This window comes from Nocardioidaceae bacterium (assembly GCA_018672315.1).
Lineage (GTDB): Bacteria > Actinomycetota > Actinomycetes > Propionibacteriales > Nocardioidaceae > TYQ2.
Map to the genome: position 1 here is coordinate 3,109,904 of CP076053.1, position 19,297 is coordinate 3,129,200.

Annotated in this window: 10 protein-coding genes; 9 read left to right on the forward strand and 1 reads right to left on the reverse strand. The window is 73.6% G+C overall.

The annotated features are described in order from the left end of the window. The first annotated feature begins 34 nt into the window (after positions 1 to 34). Genes KLP28_14995 through KLP28_15005 form a run of 3 tightly spaced genes read left to right on the forward strand, consistent with a single transcriptional unit; the run spans position 35 to position 11,795 of the window. A complete protein-coding gene (locus tag KLP28_14995; protein ID QWC84843.1) occupies positions 35 to 9,310 on the forward strand; it encodes a DUF1729 domain-containing protein in 9,276 nt (3,091 codons plus the stop codon). Positions 9,311 to 9,354: 44 nt separating this feature from the next. Next, positions 9,355 to 9,786 carry a holo-ACP synthase gene (locus tag KLP28_15000; protein ID QWC87011.1) on the forward strand — a complete coding sequence of 144 codons (432 nt, stop codon included), beginning with the start codon at positions 9,355 to 9,357 and terminating at the stop codon, positions 9,784 to 9,786. Next, positions 9,783 to 11,795 (forward strand): hypothetical protein, encoded by a 2,013-nt coding sequence (locus KLP28_15005; protein QWC84844.1) that lies wholly within the window; start codon positions 9,783 to 9,785, stop codon positions 11,793 to 11,795. Before KLP28_15000 ends, KLP28_15005 begins: the two co-directional genes overlap by 4 nt. On the opposite strand, the gene KLP28_15010 is transcribed toward KLP28_15005, so the two are convergent. Further along, on the reverse strand, positions 11,750 to 12,367 hold the full coding sequence (locus KLP28_15010) for a TetR family transcriptional regulator (protein ID QWC87012.1): 618 nt from the start codon (positions 12,365 to 12,367) through the stop codon (positions 11,750 to 11,752). The genes KLP28_15005 and KLP28_15010 overlap by 46 nt on opposite strands. Before the next feature lie 60 nt (positions 12,368 to 12,427). On the opposite strand from KLP28_15010, the gene KLP28_15015 reads away from it, so the two are divergent. The 6 genes from KLP28_15015 (at position 12,428) to gatB (ending at position 19,220) form a co-directional block, all read left to right on the forward strand. Then, positions 12,428 to 13,153, forward strand: a complete 726-nt coding sequence (locus tag KLP28_15015; GenBank protein QWC84845.1) for a hypothetical protein — start codon at positions 12,428 to 12,430, stop codon at positions 13,151 to 13,153. A 115-nt stretch (positions 13,154 to 13,268) separates the two neighbouring features. Further along, complete coding sequence (gene ligA, locus KLP28_15020; GenBank protein ID QWC87013.1) at positions 13,269 to 15,353, forward strand: NAD-dependent DNA ligase LigA; 2,085 nt, start codon at positions 13,269 to 13,271, stop codon at positions 15,351 to 15,353. A 96-nt stretch (positions 15,354 to 15,449) separates the two neighbouring features. Further along, positions 15,450 to 15,752 carry an Asp-tRNA(Asn)/Glu-tRNA(Gln) amidotransferase subunit GatC gene (gene gatC, locus KLP28_15025; protein QWC84846.1) on the forward strand — a complete coding sequence of 101 codons (303 nt, stop codon included), beginning with the start codon at positions 15,450 to 15,452 and terminating at the stop codon, positions 15,750 to 15,752. Then, on the forward strand, positions 15,749 to 17,260 hold the full coding sequence (gene gatA / locus KLP28_15030; protein QWC84847.1) for an Asp-tRNA(Asn)/Glu-tRNA(Gln) amidotransferase subunit GatA: 1,512 nt from the start codon (positions 15,749 to 15,751) through the stop codon (positions 17,258 to 17,260). Before gatC ends, gatA begins: the two co-directional genes overlap by 4 nt. Then, positions 17,260 to 17,694, forward strand: coding sequence for a hypothetical protein (locus KLP28_15035; protein QWC84848.1), 435 nt, complete (start codon positions 17,260 to 17,262; stop codon positions 17,692 to 17,694). Before gatA ends, KLP28_15035 begins: the two co-directional genes overlap by 1 nt. Next, entirely contained in the window at positions 17,691 to 19,220 is a 1,530-nt protein-coding gene (gene gatB / locus KLP28_15040) for an Asp-tRNA(Asn)/Glu-tRNA(Gln) amidotransferase subunit GatB (GenBank protein QWC84849.1), read from the forward strand. Before KLP28_15035 ends, gatB begins: the two co-directional genes overlap by 4 nt. Positions 19,221 to 19,297: the final 77 nt, after the last annotated feature.

Below are 19,297 nucleotides of genomic sequence, written 5' to 3' on the forward strand. Positions count from 1 at the left end.
GTCGCGTACGACGAAAACCTGATGGTGTTGTCATATGAGCGATCCCTCGACAACCGTCCGTGGCACCTCCTCCTCCGCCTCCGCGACCCCGTTCGCCGACCGTCTGACCGACGGTGAACCCTTCGCCCTGACCTTCGGTGGACAGGGCTCGGACTGGCTCGGCACGCTCAGCGAGGTGCTCGACGAGGGAGACCGGGGCGAGAGGCTGTCGCGCGTCGTGGAGCGGTCCACCCGCATCCTCGGTCCCGTGACGGGTCAGGTCGCCCCGGCCCTGTCCCGGCCGTTCACGCCGATCCAGTGGGCGCGTACGTCCGCGCCGGCCGACTCCGACGCCGCCGCGCTGTCGGTGCCGGGAGTGCTGCTGAGCCAGATCGCGACGCTTGACCTGCTCGCGGACGAGGGCCTGGACCTCGGTCGCACCTCGCCGCACGCCGTGGCCGGCCACTCCCAGGGCATCCTCGGCCAGGTGGCCTACGCCGGCCGCCGTCGCGCCAAGGGCGAGGACCTGCCCGGTGACGACGCCGACAGCATCCTGCTCGCCATGGCCCGTCTCATCGGTGCCGCCGCGACCATCACCGCCCGCCGGGTCGGGCTCGCGGGTGGTCGTCGCCCCGAGGACTCGCCCATGCTCGCCATCAGCGGCGAGGACGTCGCCGTGGTCCGCGAGCTCGTCGCCGGGGTCGCGACCACCGAGGGCGACCCGGCGGAGCCGATCACCGCGGACACCCCCGTCGTCTCCGTGGTCAACGGTCCCCGCCAGGTCGTCGTGAGCGGCTCGGCCACGGCGCTGGCCCGCGTACGCCGTGCCGTCGAGGCCCGGGCCGCGGTCGAGGCCGCCGACATCGAGGCCAAGAGGCGCGGAGGTCGCGCGTTCGCGCCCACCCTGGACGCCGTCGCCACGACCGTCGGCTTCCACCACCCCGCGATGACCGACGCGGTCGACCTGGCCGTCACCTGGGCGAACGCCTGCGAGCTCGACGGCGACTTCATCGCCCAGCTCGCCCGGGCGATCCTCGTCGACCCCGTCGACTGGCCCGCCGACCTCGCCGACGTCGTCGGTGAGGACGGCCACCCCGAGTCCGGGCTGCGCACCGTCGTGGACCTCGGTCCCGGCACCCTGACCGCCGACCTGACCAGCCGCGTACTGCGCGGCCGCGGTGCCCGCGTGCTGCCCGCCGCGACCCGCCGCGGTCGCGAGCAGCTCTTCACCCCCGGCGCCACGCTGCCGAGCGTGCAGGACTGGTCCGACCACGCCCCGCGCCTGATCGACCGCGGCGACGGCACCCCCGTCGTCGACACCGCCTTCACCCGGCTCACCGGCACCTCGCCGGTGCTGCTGGCCGGCATGACCCCCACGACCGTCGACCCGGAGATCGTCGCCGCGGCCGCGAACGCCGGCCACTGGGCCGAGCTCGCCGGTGGTGGCCAGGTCACGGAGGAGATCTTCGCGGCGAACGTCGCCCGTCTCGGCGAGCTGCTCGAGCCGGGGCGCACGGCCCAGTTCAACGCGCTCTACCTCGACCCCTACCTGTGGCGCATGCAGGTCGGCGGTCAGCGCCTCGTGCAGAAGGCGCGTGCGGCCGGTGCCCCGCTGGACGGCGTCGTCGTCTCCGCCGGTGTCCCCGAGCTCGACGACGCGGTCGCGCTCGTGCGGGAGCTCCGCGAGGCAGGGCTCAGCCACGTCGCCTTCAAGCCCGGCACCGTCGCCCAGATCCGCCAGGTCGTGGCCATCGCGAAGGCCCTGCGGGACGACGACGTGCCCGTCATCGCCCACGTCGAGGGCGGCGTCGCCGGCGGTCACCACTCGTGGGAGGACCTCGAGGAACTGCTCCTCGCCACGTACGCCGACCTCCGCGCCGTGGCGAACCTCGTCGTCTGCGTCGGCGGCGGCATCGGCACCCCCGAGGCCGCGGCCACCTACCTCACCGGCGAGTGGGCCACCGCCCACGGCGAGACCCCCATGCCCGTCGACGGCGTGCTCGTCGGCACCGCCGCGATGGCCGTCGCCGAGGCCACCACCTCACCGGCCGTGAAGCAGCTGCTCGTCGACACCCCGGGTCTGACCCGGACCGAGAACGGCGGCTGGGTCGGTGCCGGTCGCGCCGCCGGCGGTGTCGTCTCCGGGCGCAGCCAGCTCGGCGCCGACATCCACGAGATCGACAACGCCGCGGCTCGTTGCGGCGTGCTGCTGGACGAGGTCGCCGGTGACGCCGAGGCCGTCGCCGCGCGTCGCGACGAGATCGTCGCCGCGATGGCTGCCACCGCCAAGCCGTACTTCGGTGACCTCGCCGCCATGACGTACGAGCAGCTCCTGCGCCGCTACGTCGAGCTCTGCTTCCGTCCCGGCACCCCGGCCGCGGGGTCCGCCAGCGACGCCGGCGCCGTCGAGGACAGCGTCTGGCTCGACGACTCGCTCGCCGCCCGCTTCACCGACCTGCTCGACCGCGCCGTCGCCCGCGTGCACCCGGCGGACTCCGGCGAGATCGACCGCCCCGTCGAGCAGACCGCCGCGTACGCCGACCCCGCGGCTGCGATCGACGCCCTCGTCGCGACGCACCCCGAGGCCGCCGCCTGCGTGCTGCACCCGGCCGACGTGTCCCACGTGCTCCAGGTCTTCCGGCGCCCCGGCAAGCCGGTGCCGTTCGTGCCGGTCGTCGACGCGGACGTGCGTCGCTGGTGGCGCTCGGACTCCCTGTGGCAGGCCCACGACCCCGCGTACGCCGCGGACGCCGTCTGCGTCATCCCCGGCCCCGTGGCCGTGGCCGGCATCGAGCGCGCGGACGAGCCCGTCGCCGACCTGCTCGACCGGTTCGAGGCCGGCATCGCCGACCGTCTCCGTGAGACCGGTGCGGTCGTCACCCCCGCCGTCGGCCGGACCGCCGTCGGTGACGCCGCCGACCTGCTCGACGCGCTCCGAGCCAGCCACGACGTCGTCTGGGCCGGCCGCACGGTGACCAACCCCCTGCACCGCCTCGCCGGTGCCGGGCGGGTGGAGCTCGTCGCCGGTGAGGAGCGCGAGACGGCCGAGATCACCGTGCCGCTGTCCCGTGGCCGGCTGAGGCTGCGTGTCGACCTCACCGACGTCCGCACCGGCGGACTGCCCGTCATCAGCGACGACGCCGCCACCGCCGCCATGGGCGAGCTGCTCAGCGTGACCGCGGGCGGCAGCCTGCCCGAGCTCGTCGACTCCCCGGAGGGCCCGACCGCCACGTGGACCACCACCTGGCGTCCGGGCCTCGTGGCCGACCACGTGGGCGTGACCGACCCGGTGCGCCGTCGTCCCACCGACGGTGAGGGCACCGAGGTCGTCGACCCGGCCGCCGGGGCCGTGCCGGACGCGCTGCTGGGTCTCGCCTGGCCCGCCACCTTCGCGGCCATCGGCCCCGTCGAGGGACTCCTCGACCTCGTCCACGCCGACCACACCCTCGAGCTCGCGCCGGGCGTCGACCTCACCCGGATCCCCGACGGGACCGAGATCCGCGTACGCGCCACACGCACCGCCACCGAGACCACGACCGCGGGTCGGCTGATCTGCGTCGAGGTGACCTTCGGTCACGAGGACGCGCTGCTCGCCACGGCCCACGAGCGCTTCCTCGTGCGCGGCCGCAGCGGACTTCAGGGCGCCGCCGAGGTCACCGCCCCGCCGTCGGTCACCGACGGCGCCGTCGAGCGACCCCGCACCAAGCTGGACCGCTTCACCGTCGACGCCCCCGTCGACATGGCCGGTTTCGCCTCCGTCACCGGTGACCACAACCCGCTGCACACCGAGACGGCTGCGGCACGCCTCGCCGGGTTCGACGCACCGATCGCCCACGGCATGTGGCTCTCGGCCGTCGGCCAGCACGCCGCCGCCGGCGTCGACGCGACCCGCGCCCCGCGACCGGTCCGCGCCTGGTCGGTGCGGTGGACCGCGCCCCTGGCGCTGGGCGCAGCCGTCGAGGTCACCGTCGAGCGCACCGGCGTACGCGACGGCGACACCGTGCTCGAGGTCTCCGCCCGCGTCGACGGCGAGCTCGTCATGCTCGCGGACGCCGTGGTGGCGGCGCCGCGCACGGCGTACGCGTTCCCCGGGCAGGGCATCCAGAGCCAGGGGATGGGCCTGGAGGCCCGGTCCCGTTCGGCCGCGGCCCGTGAGGTCTGGGACCGTGCCGACGCCCACACCCGGGCCCGGCTCGGCTTCTCGATCCTCGCGGTCGTGCGGGACAACCCCGTCGAGATGCTCGCCGACGGCGCGACGCACCGCCACCCCGACGGCGTGCTGTTCCTGACCCAGTTCACCCAGGTCGCCATGGCGACCCTGGCGGTCGCCCAGGTCGCCGAGCTGCGCGAGGCCGGCGTCTTCGTCGAGGACGCCGTCACCTGCGGTCACTCGGTGGGGGAGTACAACGCCCTCGCCGCCGTCACCGGCACCCTGCCGCTGGAGTCGCTGCTCGAGATCGTCTTCCGTCGCGGCATGTCGATGCACGCCCTGGTGCCGCGCGACGCCCAGGGCCGCAGCAACTACCGCCTCGCGGCGATCCGTCCCGCGCAGGCCGGCCTGTCCGACGAGGAGGTCACCGACTTCGTCGCGGGTGTGGCCGCCGGGTGCGACGAGTTCCTGCAGATCGTGAACTACAACCTGCGGGGCTCGCAGTACGCGGTCGCCGGCACGATCGCCGGCCTCGAGGTGCTCGAGGCCGCCATCGAGAAGCGGCGCGCCGAGCACGGCGGCAAGGCCGCGTACGTGCTGGTGCCCGGCATCGACGTGCCGTTCCACTCCTCCGAGCTGCACGACGGCGTCGCCGACTTCCGACGTCATCTCGAGGACCTGCTGCCCGAGGACATGGACGTCACGCCGCTGGTCGGCCGCTACGTGCCGAACCTGGTGCCGAAGCCCTTCGCGCTGGACAAGGCGTACGTCGCCGAGGTCGCCGCCACGGTCGACTCCGAGGTGCTCGCCGGCGTGCTGAAGCGCTGGAAGACCTGGTCCAGGACCCCGCTGAAGCTCGGCCGGGCGCTGCTGGTGGAGCTGCTCGCGTGGCAGTTCGCCAGCCCGGTGCGCTGGATCGAGACCCAGGACCTGCTCTTCGCTGACGCAGACGGAGTCGGGGGCGGGCTCGGCGTGGAGCGGTTCATCGAGGTCGGCGTCGCCGACGCCCCGACGCTGGCGAACCTGGCGACCAAGACGGTCGCGCTCGACAGCTTCACCGGCACCACGAGGCCGGCCGTGCTCAACTCCTCCCGGGACGCGGCCGTCGTGCTCGCCACCGACGAGCGCACGTTGCCCGAGGAGCCGAGCGAGACCGCCGAGGAGACGCTCGAAGCGGTCGGGACCACCACCGAGGCGGCACCCGCACCCTCGCCGTCGGCCGTCGCACCGGCAGCTCCCGCAGCCGAGGCGGGAGCCCCGCGCCCGGCCGACCTGTCCTTCGACGCCGCTGATGCCACCGCCGCCCTGGTGGCCCTGCGGACGAAGGTGCGTCCGGACCAGATCGGGTCCGCCGACACGATCGAGGCGCTGTGCGACGGCGTCTCCTCGCGACGCAACCAGCTGCTCGTGGACCTCGGGGCGGAGCTGAACCTCGGCGCCATCGACGGCGCGGCCGAGGCCGACTGGAAGGCGCTCGCGGGCACCGTGAACAAGCTGGCGCGCACCTACACGGCGTTCGGCCCGGTGCTCACCGAGGCCAGTGCCGACGCCCTGCGTTCCTTCGCCGGCTCCAAGGGTGCCAAGCCCCAGGCCATCGCCGACCACGTCACCGGCACCTGGCAGCTCGGCGCCGGCTGGGTCTCCCACGTCGTCGCCGAGCTGACGCTCGGCCTGCGCGACGGCACGTCGGCGCGCGGCGGAGACCTCGGCTACGACGCGTCCGTGCTCGGCGGCGACCTCGCCGCCGTCGTCGACCACGCCGTCGGCGTCGTCGCCTCGGCACAGGGCGTCGCGGTGGCCAAGCCCGCCGCCTCCACCGGTGGCGGAGCCACCGTCGACTCCGCCGCGCTGGCGGAGATCACCGACGCCATCACCGGCGCCGACGGCGTGCTCGCCGGCACCGCCCGCGACCTGCTGGGCCGCCTCGGGCTGGCCGACCACGGCCACGGTCCCGACGTGTTGGACGAGACCCCCGACAGCGCCGACCTGGACGCCGAGCTCGCCCGTCTCGTGGAGACCGAGCTCGGGTCGGACTGGGCCCGCGCGGTGACCGGCACGTTCGACGAGCGCCGCGCGGTGCTCCTCGACGACCGGTGGGCCTCGGTCCGCGAGGACCTGGCCCGTGCCTGGCACCACGACGACACCGACGGCGAGGTGACGGCGCGGTGCTTCACCGCACTTGACGAGGCCGCAGCGACCCAGGCCCGCTGGTGGCTCGACCGGGCGCGTGCCGCGCAGCGCACCGACCTCGTCAGCTTCTACGGCCGCGTGCTCGCCGAGGCCGACACCAGCGGTGAGTGGGCGGGGGAGACAGCCGTCGTGACCGGCGCGGCCCCCGGCTCCATCGCCGCCGCCGTCGTCGCCGACCTGCTCCGCGGCGGGGCGTGTGTCGTCGCGACCACCTCGCGGCTCGACGCGAGGCGGCTCGCGTTCTTCAAGCAGCTCTACCGCGACCACGCCGCGGTCGGCGCGGCCCTGTGGGTGCTGCCGGCCAACCTGGCGTCCTTCGCCGACGTCGACGCCCTGACGCGGTGGATCACCTCCCCGGTCACCGAGACCGCCGGCGGGGCGCGTACCGAGGTGCGTCCGGCGCTCGCCCCGACGCTGGTCTTCCCGTTCGCGGCCCCCGGCGTGCAGGGCAGCGCGGCCGACGCCGGACCGACCTCCGAGGTCGCCTTCCGTGTGCTCGTGTGGGGTGTCGAGCGGCTCGTCACCGGGCTCGGCGCCGCCGGCGCCGACCACCGGGTCGGGTCCCGCATCCACGTCGTGCTCCCCGGCTCGCCCAACCGTGGCCGTTTCGGCGGCGACGGCGCGTACGGCGAGGCCAAGGCTGCCTTCGACGCCTTCTGCCAGCGCTGGAACGCCGAGACCGCCTGGGCCGCCCGCACCTCCCTGGTGCACGCCCACATCGGCTGGGTCCGCGGCACCGGCCTCATGGGCCACAACGACCCGCTGGTCGACGCGGTGACCGAGGCCGGCGTACGCACCTGGTCGCCGGCCGAGATGGCCGCCGAGCTGCTCACGCTGTGCGACCCGCGGACGCGCGACCGGGCCGCCGGAGCCCCCGTCACCGTGGACCTCACCGGTGGGCTGGGCGAGGTCGACCTGGACCTCGCCGCTCTCGCCCGTGACGCCCACACCGCCGAGAGGACACACAGTCACGCCGAGGGGGCACAGAGTTCGGTCGAGCCGCTGCTCGCCCTGACCCACCCGGCCGGGTGGGGCGTGTCCCAGCCGACGATGCCGGACTCCGACCCGTGGCCCGAGACGACCGCGCGCCCCGAGGACCTCGTGGTCGTCGTCGGCGCGGGCGAGCTCGGCCCGATCGGCTCCTCGCGCACCCGCTTCGAGCTGGAGGTCGAGGACGCCCTCAGCCCGGCCGGGGTGCTGGAGCTGGCATGGACGACCGGGCTCATCACCTGGGAGAACGACCCCGAGCCCGGCTGGAGCGACTCCGCCACCGGCGAGCTGCTCACCGAGGCCGAGGTCGTCGAGCGGTTCGCCGAGCAGGTGACCGACGCGGTCGGCATCCGCCCGTTCCGCGACGACAACGCGCTGCAGGACGGCACCGCGCCGCTGGTGGTGCCCGTCTACCTCGACGAGGACACCTCCTTCACGGTGCGCACCGAGGACGAGGCCCGCGCCCTGCTGGCCTCCGACCCCGACCACACGCGCATCGCTCCCGACCCGGGCTCCTCGGACTGGCGGGTCACCCGCCTGGCCGGCTCCGAGATCCGGGTGCCGCGCCGGTTCAAGCTCTCGCGCCACGTGGGTGCGCAGGTGCCGGACGGCTTCGACCCCGCGGTCTGGGGCCTCGGCCACATGGTCGGCACCACCGACCGCCTCGCCGCGTGGAACCTCGTGGCGACCGTGGACGCCTTCGTCTCCTCGGGTGTGACCCCGGCGGAGATGCTGCGCTGGATCCACCCGACCCGGTTCGCCAACACCCAGGGGACCGGCATCGGCGGCATGGAGTCGACCCGCAAGATGTACGTCGACGCCATGCTCGGCGAGAAGCCCCCGAACGACGTGCTCCAGGAGGCCTTGCCGAACGTCATCGCGGCGCACACGGTGCAGGCGTACCTCGGCGGCTACGGCTCGATGGTGCACCCGGTCGCCGCCTGCGCCACGGCCGCGGTCAGCGTCGAGGAGGGGGTCGACAAGATCCGCCTCGACAAGGCCGACGTGGTCGTCACCGGCGGCTTCGACGACCTGGGGCTCGAGGGGATCCTCGGCTTCGGCTCGATGTCGGCCACGGCCGACACCGACCAGATGCTCGGCAAGGGCATCGAGCCCGCACACGTCAGCCGCCCCAACGACCGTCGTCGCGGCGGCTTCGTCGAGGGCCAGGGCGGCGGCACCGTCGTGCTCGCCCGCGGTGACGTCGCGCTGCGGATGGGGCTGCCCGTGCTCGGCGTGGTCGCGTACGCGGGCTCCTTCGCCGACGGCATCCACACCTCGATCCCGGCCCCCGGCCTGGGCGCGATGGGTGCGGGCATCGGCGGTACCGACTCACCGCTGGCCCGTGGGCTGGCAAGCGTCGGCCTGGGTGCCGACGACGTCGCGGTGGTCTCCAAGCACGACACGTCCACCGCGGCCAACGACCCGAACGAGTCCCGTCTGCACGAGGCGCTCGCCGGGGCGCTCGGCCGCTCGGCCGGCGCACCGATGTACGTCGTGAGCCAGAAGTCGCTCACCGGTCACGCCAAGGGCGGCGCGGCCGCCTTCCAGCTGATCGGGCTCAGCCAGCTGCTGACGACCGGCACCATCCCGCCGAACCGGTCGTTGGACTGCGTCGACGCCCAGCTCGCGGAGAACCCGCACCTGGTGTGGCTGCGCGAGACGCTGCGTACCGGACCGCTCCGGGCCGGCCTGGTCACCAGTCTCGGGTTCGGGCACGTCTCCGCGCTGATCGCGCTCGCCCACCCGGCGGCGTTCGCGGCGACGCTCACCGACGCCGAGCGCGAGACGTGGCTGGTCGCCGCGAGCGAGCGGCTCGCCGCGGGGGAACGGCGTCGTCAGGAGGCCATGTGCGGCGGCGAGGCGCTGTTCACCCGCGTCGACGGACGCCGCTTCGACGACGCCGACCAGCTCGCCACCCGCCGCGACGAGCAGGCCCTGCTGCTGGATCCGGCCGCACGGCTCGGGGAGGACGGGACCTACCCGGTGAGCGGCGCGTGAGCGTGCCGCTGCAGCGAGGGGCTCACGACCTCGACCTGCCCGACCTGAGCCCGGCCACGGGAGTCGGCGTGGACGTCGTCGGCATCAGCGCCTTCGCCGCCCAGCTGGGCGCGCCGGGCACCCGGTTCGCCGCGGTGTTCACGCCCGGGGAGCGGCGTACGGCTACCTCCCGCCCCCACCCCGACGCCAGCCTGGCGGCGCGGTGGGCGGCCAAGGAGGCCGTGGTCAAGGCGTGGTCGGCAAGCCGCTTCGGTCGCGCCGACGTCATCGGCCGCGACCACCTCGACTGGCGTGAGATCGAGGTGCGCTCCGACGCCCTGGGCCGGGTCGCGATCCGCCTGCACGGCGCGGTCGCCGACGCCCTCACCGGACACGAGGTCCTCGTGTCCCTCAGCCACGACGCCGAGGCCGACGTCGCCTGCGCGTACGCCGTGCTGATCCCGCGCAGACCCACCACCGAGGAGACCACCGCATGAGCACCCGCGACAGCATCGAATCCACCGACGTCTCCGTGCAGCTGCCCGGGCTCGTCGTACGCCACGTCGTCGCCGTCGGCGACGCGGTCGCGGCCGGCGACGCACTGGTGGTCACCGAGACCATGAAGTGCGAGAGCACCGTGGTCGCCCCCTCCGCGGGTGTCGTACGCAGCCTCGCGCCCGTTGGCGACGTGCTCGAGCCCGGTGAGGCCGTCGTGTCCCTCGACGCCCCGGCCGGTGAGGAGGCCGTGGCGCCGGGCCGCGTGCGCAAGCCGCGACCCCTCCCGCCCCATCAGGTCGTCGCCACCGTCTGCGGACCCGAGGCGGACCCGCGCCTGGGTGCAGCCGCGCGCTCGGGCAGCTTCGTCGAGCTCGACCTCGCCGAGGACAGCGAGCCCTTGCGGCTCGACGGCGGCACCCTGCGTCCCTCGCCGCGCACCGGCGACCGGCTCACCGAGGTGGGTCCGGGCCACGTGCGTACGAGCGGCGTCATGGTCGGTGTGATGACCCACGTCGTCGACGGCCACCCCGACGGCGTCTCCCGCGTCTGGATCGGTGGGGACTCCTCGAGGGCGATGGGCGCGGTCAGCGAGGCCGAGTGCCGCCGCATCCTCGCCGCGATCGACCTCGCCGAGCAGCGCGGACTGCCGCTGGAGTGGGTCGCGGTCTCCGCGGGCGCCCGCATCGCGTGGGACACCGGCACCGAGACGATGGACTGGTGCGCGGCCGTCGTCGCCCGGCTGGTGCAGTTCACGCAGACCGGCGGCTCGGTCGTCGTGATCGTCAACGGCGTCAACGTCGGGGCACAGTCCTACTGGAACGCCGAGGCCACCATGCTCGGCCACCACTCCGGCATGCTCGTCATGGTCGGTGACCAGGCGATGGTGCTCACCGGCAAGAACGCGCTCGCGCTGTCGGGCGGCGGCAAGCACCGCGACGACGCGGCGATCGGCGGCTACGACCAGGTCATGGGCCCCAACGGCGAGGCGCACCACAGGGTCGCAGACGTCGTGGAGGCGTACCGCCTCGTCTTCACCCACCACTCGCTGTGCACCCGGCGCACCGACGGCTCGCCGGCCCGGGTCGGCAGCCCCGACCCGGTGGTGCGCGACGTGACCCGTGACGCCTACACCGAGCCGGAGCCCTTCGACTCCATCGGCGAGATCCTCGAGGAGCTCACCCACCCCGACCGGAAGCAGGCGTTCGCCATGCGGCCGGTCATGGCCGCGCTCGCCGACCGCGACGCGCCGGTGCTGGAGCGGTGGAGCGACATGGCGGACGCCGGCGGGACGATCGTGTGGGACACCCGTCTCGGCGGCGCCCCGGCGAGCGTCATCGGTATCGAGTCGCGCCCTGTGCCGCGGGACACCGGCGACGGCTGGCTCAGCGGCCAGACGCTGCACCCGGAGGGGTCGCGCAAGGTCGCGCACGCCATCAACGCAGCCTCCGGCAACCGGCCCGTGGTCGTGCTGGCGAACCTCGCCGGCTTCGACGGCTCGGCGCGCAGCATGCGCGGTCGGCAGCTCGAGTTCGGCGCCGAGATCGCCCGCGCCGTGACGAACTTCGAGGGCCCGCTGGTGGTGGCCGTGCTGGGTCGCTTCCACGGTGGGGCGTACGTGGTGTTCTCCAAGGCGCTCAACCCCGAGGTGAGGATCGTGGCGCTGGACGGCACGTACGTCTCGGTCATCGGTGGCGACTCCGCCGCGGGCGTCGTGATGGTGCGCGAGGTCGACCGCCGGGTGAAGGAGAAGCTGGCCTCCGCCCCGGGGGCGGACCCGGAGAGGCTGCGCCGCATCGAGCAGGCTGCCGTCGCTCGGGAGTTCGACCGGGTGCACGACGTACGACGCGCCGCCGAGGTCGGCTCGGTCGACGAGGTCGTGCGGCCCTCGCACCTGCGGGAGACCGTCGTACGCATGGCGGGCCTGCTCGAGCCCGACCCCGTCGCTGGCGCCGCGGTGCCGGATCAGGCCCGTCGGGCTGCGGCGTCGGCCTCGGCGCGCACGAGGTAGCCGGTCAGCATCATCTTCAGCTGCACGACGGCATCGGGGTGCGACTGGCCGTCGCGGATCGAGAAGTTGAGCATCGAGTAGGTGACGTGCACGAGCACCTCGGCGATGCTCTGCCGGTGCGCGATGGCCGACCCCGGTGTCAGCGGCGCGAGCAGACGGGTGACCTCGGCGGCGAGCTCTCGCTCGTGCTGGGCGGCGAGGCTGCGCGTCGCGGGCACGGACTGCATCGCCAGCCATACCGCCCGGCGCGAGGGGTCGGTGCGCCAGAGCCCCGCGAGGTGGTCGAGGAGCTTCTCCAGCAGCTCGGCCCAGTCGAGGCTGGGGATCTCGGCGGCGAAGTCGGCGAGCGCGTCCATGACGTGCCGGGTGTCGAGCCGGTCGAGCTCGCAGACGATGGCGTGCTTGTTGCCGAAGAACTGGTACACTGACCCGATCGGCACCCCCGCCCGGGAGGCGACCTGGTCGGCGGTGAAGGACTCGATGCCGACCTCGGTGAGCAGGGTCCGGGCCGCGGTGAGGATCGCGTCGAAGCGCCGGTGACCCCGTTCCTGCGTCGGACGACGGCGCGGCAGGAACTCCTCGACGTCGGTGCTCGTGCCGGCAGGGTCCACGGGTGCAGGGTAGGTGACGGCATGGTGTGGAGATCGACGGCCGTGGGAACAGCCGGCCTCGTGTGCTTCTCGCTCGAGGCCGATGTCGTCGCAGGCGTCGCGCTGCTCCCCGTCGCCGGTCTGACCCTCCGCGAGGTGCGGCACGTCAGGGAGCTGCCCTCCGCGTCGCTGCCTCTGGTCTTCGCCCTGCACCAGCTCGTCGAGACTCTCGTGTGGGCCGGCCAGGACGGATCGGTGTCGGCGTGCGTGTCCGCCGCGGCGGCCACCACCTACGTCTTCATCGCGCTGCCGTTCCTCCCGGCGCTGGTGCCGCTCGCGATCCTGCTGCTCGAACCGACCGGCGCGCGACTGAGGGTCGCCCCCTTCGCGGCCCTGGGACTGGTGGTCGCGGGCTACCTCGCGTGGGCGATGTTCTCCGGACCGATCGACGTGCGCGAGGAACCGCACGCGTTGGTCTACGGCGTCGACCTCAGCTGGGGGCCGCTGTGGGCCGTGCTGTACGTCGTGGCCGTCGTCGGGCCCTGCCTGCTGTCCGGCTACCCCACGATCATCGGCTTCGGGGCAGCCAACCTCGTCGGCCTGACGGTCGTCGCCGTCCTCTACACACAGGCGTTCGCATCGCTGTGGTGCGTGTACGCCGCGGTGACCTCGCTGCTCATCCTGTGGCACATGCGTCGTCGGCGCCGCCTGCCCGACGCCCACCGCCTGCACGGCGTACGCACGCCGCACGCGGACACCAGCGTCTGAGGCGCCGGCGCACCCGGATGTCGGTGGAGGTGGGCATGATGGCGCTGTGAGCTCCCCTGAGTCCGACGAGTCGGTGCCGCAGACGACCCCTGACGACGCGCGGGCCGAGCACCGGCTGCTCGCCGAGGAGATCGACGACGCGCGGTGGCGCTACTACGTGCGCGACGAGCCGACGCTGAGCGACGCGGCGTACGACGAGAAGATGCAGCGGCTCGAGGCGTTGGAGGAGGCGTACCCCGACCTGCGGACGCCGAAGTCGCCGACCCAGACCGTCGGCGGCGCCGTGTCGACGGACTTCACGCCGGTCGAGCACCTCGAGCGCATGCTGAGCCTCGACAACGCGTTCAACGCCGACGACCTCGCCGAGTGGCTCGCCCGCGTCGAGCGGGACGGCGTCCCGTCGCCGGCACTGCTGTGCGAGCTGAAGGTCGACGGACTGGCGATCAACCTCCTCTACCGCGCCGGGCGGCTCGAGCGGGCCGCCACCCGCGGGGACGGCCGGGTGGGGGAGGACGTCACCCACAACGTCCGCACCATCGCCGGGATCCCGCACCGTCTGAGCGGCAGCGAGGATCACCCCGTGCCCGACCTGGTCGAGGTGCGTGGCGAGATCTACTTCCCGGTCACGGCCTTCGCGCAGCTCAACGAGACCCGCCTCGACGCCGGGGAGCCACCCTTCGCGAACCCCCGCAACGCCGCCGCCGGCTCACTGCGCCAGAAGGACCCGCGGGTCACCGCGACGCGGGCGCTCGCGATGGTCTGCCACGGGATGGGGGCGGCCGAGGGCTTCAGGCCCGACTCCCAGTCCCACGCGTACGAGGCGCTGGCCGCCTGGGGGCTGCCGGTCTCGGAGCGGGCGAGGGTGCTGACCTCGCTGCCGGACGTGCAGGCCTTCGTGGAGGAGGCGGGGGAGCGGCGCCACGACCCGGAGTTCGTCGACCACGAGATCGACGGAGTGGTCGTGAAGGTCGACGACGTCTCCGCCCAGCGTCGGCTCGGCTCGACATCGCGGGCGCCGCGGTGGGCGATCGCGTACAAGTACCCGCCCGAGGAGGTGCACGCCCCGCTGCTGTCCATCGAGGTGAACGTCGGCCGCACCGGACGGGTCACGCCGTTCGGACGCATGCAGCCGACACCGGTCGCCGGCTCCACGGTCGAGATGGCGACCCTGCACAACGCGCACGAGGTCAAGCGCAAGGACGTACGCCCCGGCGACACCGTCATCCTCCGCAAGGCCGGCGACGTCATCCCCGAGATCCTCGGGCCGGTGCTCGACCTGCGGCCCGCGGGACTCGAGCCGTGGACGATGCCGACCCACTGCCCGGTGTGCGGCACCGAGCTGGCCCAGCAGAAGGAGGGTGACAAGGACCTCCGCTGCCCCAACCACCAGCACTGTCCCGCGCAGGTCCGGGAGCGGGTCTTCCACGTCGCCGGGCGCGGCGCCTTCGACATCGAGGGTCTGGGCTACGAGGCCGCCACGGCCCTGCTGGAAGCGCGGGTGATCGCCGACGAGGGCGACGTCTTCGACCTCGACGCCGACAAGCTCCGGCAGACCGACCTGTTCACGCGTGCCCCGAAGAAGGGTGAGGAGGGCCCGCAGCTCTCCGCCAACGGGCAACGGCTGCTCGACAACCTCGACAAGGCCAAGGAGGCGCCGCTGTGGCGGGTGCTCGTCGGGCTGTCCATCCGTCATGTCGGTCCCACCGCGGCACGCGCCCTCGCCACCGAGCTCGGCTCCATGGCCGCCGTCCGCGAGGCCGACGAGGAGACGCTCGCGGCCGTCGACGGTGTCGGCCCGACGATCGCCGCCTCGGTGCGCCGCTGGTTCGACGCACCGGGCAACGAGTGGCACGGCTCGATCGTCGACCGGTGGGAGGCCGCCGGGGTGACGATGGCCGACGAGCGCGACGCGAGCGTCGTACGCCACCTGGAGGGCATGTCGATCGTCGTCACCGGGTCGCTCGAGAACTACTCGCGCGACCAGGCCAAGGAGGCGATCCTCGCCCGCGGCGGGAAGGCGGCCGGGTCGGTGAGCAAGAAGACCGCGTACGTCGTCGTCGGCGACTCACCCGGCTCCAAGGCCGACAAGGCCGAGCAGCTGGGCGTGCCGGTCCTCGACGAGGCCGGGTTCACGGTGCTGCTGGAGCAGGGACCGGACGCGCTCCCGTCGGAGATGGCGACGCCCGGCGACGACGCGTGACCGGTGCGTACGACACCCTCGGCACCCGTCGAACGTGCCGGGTGCACCGGTGAAGGCGGGGGAGGCGCCGCGCGCGCCGGTCCCTAGACTCACCCCATGCCCGACATCACCCGCGACGAGGTCGCCCACCTGGCCGAGCTGGCCAGGATCGACCTCACCGACTCCGAGCTCGACCACCTCGCTCCGCAACTGAGCCTGATCCTGGAGTCGGTCGCCCAGATCAGCGAGGCGGTGGCCGACGACTCGATCCCCCCGACGAGCCACGCCCTGCCGCTGACGAACGTCTTCCGCGACGACGTGGTCACCCCGGGCCTGAGCGCCGAGGAGGCGCTCGCGGCCGCCCCGGAGAGCGAGCAGCAGCGCTTCGCGGTGCCGCGGATTCTGGGGGAGGAGGCATGAGTGCGCCCAGCACCGACCTGACCACGGCACCCGACGGGCCGATCGGGGCCACCGCCGAGCAGATGGCCCGCGCGCTCGCCGAGGGCGAGGTGACCTCCGAGCAGCTGGTGCAGGCGCACCTCGACCGCATCGCCGAGGTCGACGGCGAGGTGGCGGCCTACCTCCACGTCGACGCCGACGGAGCGCTGGCCGCCGCCCGCGAGTCCGACGCCCGGCGCGCCGCCGGCACCAGCGCCTCCGCGCTCGACGGGGTGCCCGTCGCGGTGAAGGACGTGCTCGCCACGAAGGGGGTGCCCACGACCTGCGGCTCGAGGATCCTCGAGGGGTGGGTCCCGCCGTACGACGCCACCCTCGTCACCCGGCTCCGCAGCGCCGGACTGCCGATGCTGGGCAAGACCAACATGGACGAGTTCGCGATGGGTTCGACCACCGAGCGGTCGGCGTACGGGCCCACGCGCAACCCCTGGGACACCACACGGATCCCCGGTGGGTCCGGCGGCGGCTCCGCGGCCGCGGTCGCCAGCTTCACGGCGCCGCTGGCCATCGGCACCGATACCGGCGGGTCGATCCGCCAGCCCGCGTCGATGACCGGCACCGTCGGGGTCAAGCCGACCTTCGGCGGCATCTCCCGCTACGGCCTCGTGGCGATGGCGAACTCCCTCGACCAGGCCGGGCCGTGCTCGCGCACCGTCCTCGACGCGGCGCTGCTCCACGAGGTCGTCGGAGGTCACGACCCCAAGGACTCCACCTCCCTGCCCGACCCCGTCGGCGCGCTCGTGGAGGCCGCGCGGCAAGGAGCCGCCGGAGACCTGACCGGCGTACGCGTCGGCGTCATCTCCGAGCTGTCCGGCGAGGGCTACCAGGCCGGCGTCGAGTCCAGCTTCCGCGACGCGCTCGAGCTGCTCACGAAGGCCGGCGCCGAGGTCGTCGAGGTCTCCTGCCCGAGCTTCTCCTACGCCGTGGGCGCCTACTACCTGATCATGCCGAGCGAGGCCTCGAGCAATCTCGCCAAGTTCGACGCGATGCGGTACGGCCTGCGCACGATGCCGCAGCTGCCCGAGGGCGCCGGTTCGCCGACGGCCGAGCAGGTCATGCGAGCCACGCGCGACGCCGGCTTCGGCGACGAGGTGAAGCGGCGCATCATCCTCGGCACGTACGCGCTGTCCTCGGGCTACTACGACGCCTACTACGGGTCGGCCCAGAAGGTGCGCACGCTGATCCAGCGCGACTTCGCCGCGGCGTACGAGCAGGTCGACGTGCTGGTCAGCCCAACCAGCCCGGTCACCGCGTACCCGCTGGGGGAGAAGCTCGACGACCCCGTGGCGATGTACCTCGACGACATCACCACCATCCCGGCGAACCTCGCCGGCATCCCCGGCATCTCGCTGCCCAGCGGCTTCGCCGACGGGCTCCCCGTGGGGCTGCAGGTGCTGGCACCCGCGCTCGCCGACGACCGCCTCTACCGCGTCGGGGCCGCCGCGGAGTCGCTGCTCGCGGGGCCGCGTTGATGCAGTCCTCCCGCGGTCTGCGCCTCCTCTCACTCCTCGCGTGGGTGGGGTCGGGGCTGCTCATCGTCCTCGCGGGGCTTCTGCTGGTGCTCGGTGGCGGTGACAGCGTCGACCCGGCCCGTATCGACCTCGACGTCGAGCGCGACATCCGCAACCGGTCGATCGGGCTGGGCGTGGTCGGTCTCGTCGCCGTGGCGGGGGCCGTCGCCTTCGGGCTCGGTGCCTGGGCGCGCATCAAGGCCGAGGAGATCGACCGGCGCGACACCTCGGCAGGGTTCGGCGTACGCCCACCGCGGCCACCGCGGCCACCGCGGCCACCGCGAGAGGGCCCTCCCGCGGGAGGCGCCATCCACCCGCCGCCCCCACGGTCCGGGTCCGACCCCGGCCACCAGACCCCTGACGACTCCGACCCAGACGACCGGGAGCAGCCATGACGGCCACCCGCCACGACACCGACCAGGTGCTGTCCTTCGACGAGGCCCTCGCGCGCTTCGACCCCGCGCTCGGTCTGGAGGTGCACGTCGAGCTCGGCACCGCCACGAAGATGTTCTGCGGCTGTCCGACCGAGTTCGGCGCCGAGCCGAACACGCAGGTCTGTCCGACGTGCTTGGGACTCCCTGGCGCGATGCCCGTGGTCAACCACGCGGCGGTCGAGTCCGCGATCCGCATCGGCCTGGCGCTCAACTGCGAGATCGCCGAGTGGTGCCGCTTCGCGCGCAAGAACTACTTCTACCCCGACATGCCGAAGAACTTCCAGACCTCCCAGTACGACGAGCCGATCGCGTTCGAGGGACACCTGGACGTCGAGGTGCCGGACGAGACCGCCGAGGGCGGGTCCCGGGTCGTCCGCGTGGGCATCGAGCGGGCCCACATGGAGGAGGACACCGGCAAGTCGCTGCACGTCGGCGAGTCCGGACGCATCCACGGCGCCGACTACTCCCTCGTCGACTACAACCGCGCCGGCATCCCGCTGATCGAGATCGTCACGAAGCCGATCACCGGCACCCGCGAGCTCGCGCCGGTCGTGGCGAGGGAGTACGTCGCGCAGCTGCGCGAGATCCTGCTCGGCCTGGGCGTCTCCGACGTCAAGATGGAGCAGGGGTCGCTGCGCTGCGACGTCAACCTGTCGCTGGCCCCGACGGGCTCCGAGCGTCTCGGCACCCGCACCGAGACCAAGAACGTCAACTCCCTGCGATCGGTCGAGCGCGCTGTGCGCTACGAGATGGGCCGCCACGCCGCGATCCTGGCCGGCGACGGCTCGATCCTGCAGGAGACGCGGCACTGGCACGAGGACACCGGCATCACCACCTCCGGCCGCCCGAAGTCCGACGCCGAGGACTACCGCTACTTCCCCGAGCCGGACCTGACCCCGGTCGCCCCGAGCCGGGAGTGGGTCGAGACGCTGCGCGGCACCCTGCCCGAGCCGCCGCGCGTACGCCGTGCTCGCCTGGCCGAGGCCTGGGGGTTCTCCGAGCTGGAGATGCGCGACACCGTCGGCGCCGGTGCACTGGACGCCATCGAGCAGACCGTGGCGGCGGGCGCCTCCCCGCAGGCCGCCCGCAAGTGGTGGCTCGGTGAGATCGCGCGTCGCGCGAACGAGTCGCAGACGCCGGTCACGGACCAGGGCGTCACGCCGGTGCAGGTCGCGCGCGTCCAGGCGCTCGTCGACGAGGGCACCATCAACGACAAGCTCGCCCGGCAGGTCCTCGAGGGAGTCATGGCCGGCGAGGGCGACCCCGACGAGGTCGTGGCCTCACGCGGACTCGCCGTCGTCAGCGACGACGGTGCACTCGGCGCGGCCGTCGACGAGGCCATCGCCGCGAATCCGGACGTCGCACAGAAGATCCGTGACGGCAAGCACGCCGCCGCGGGTGCTCTCATCGGCGCGGTGATGAAGGCGATGCGAGGCCAGGCCGACGCGGGACGCGTACGCGAGCTGATCCTCGAGAAGCTCGCCTGACCGCCGAGGGGTCACTCCTCGCGAGACGTCGATTCTGGCGAGACGTCGATTCTGGCGAGACGTCGATTCTGGCGAGA

Excerpts from the sequence above, each read along its gene's own strand:
- KLP28_14995 (QWC84843.1), top strand. The coding sequence starts at position 35 with ATGAGCGATCCCTCGACAACCGTCCGTGGCACCTCCTCCTCCGCCTCC.
- KLP28_15005 (QWC84844.1), top strand. The coding sequence starts at position 9,783 with ATGAGCACCCGCGACAGCATCGAATCCACCGACGTCTCCGTGCAGCTG.
- KLP28_15015 (QWC84845.1), top strand. The coding sequence starts at position 12,428 with ATGGTGTGGAGATCGACGGCCGTGGGAACAGCCGGCCTCGTGTGCTTC.
- gatC (QWC84846.1), top strand. The coding sequence starts at position 15,450 with ATGCCCGACATCACCCGCGACGAGGTCGCCCACCTGGCCGAGCTGGCC.
- gatA (QWC84847.1), top strand. The coding sequence starts at position 15,749 with ATGAGTGCGCCCAGCACCGACCTGACCACGGCACCCGACGGGCCGATC.
- KLP28_15035 (QWC84848.1), top strand. The coding sequence starts at position 17,260 with ATGCAGTCCTCCCGCGGTCTGCGCCTCCTCTCACTCCTCGCGTGGGTG.
- gatB (QWC84849.1), top strand. The coding sequence starts at position 17,691 with ATGACGGCCACCCGCCACGACACCGACCAGGTGCTGTCCTTCGACGAG.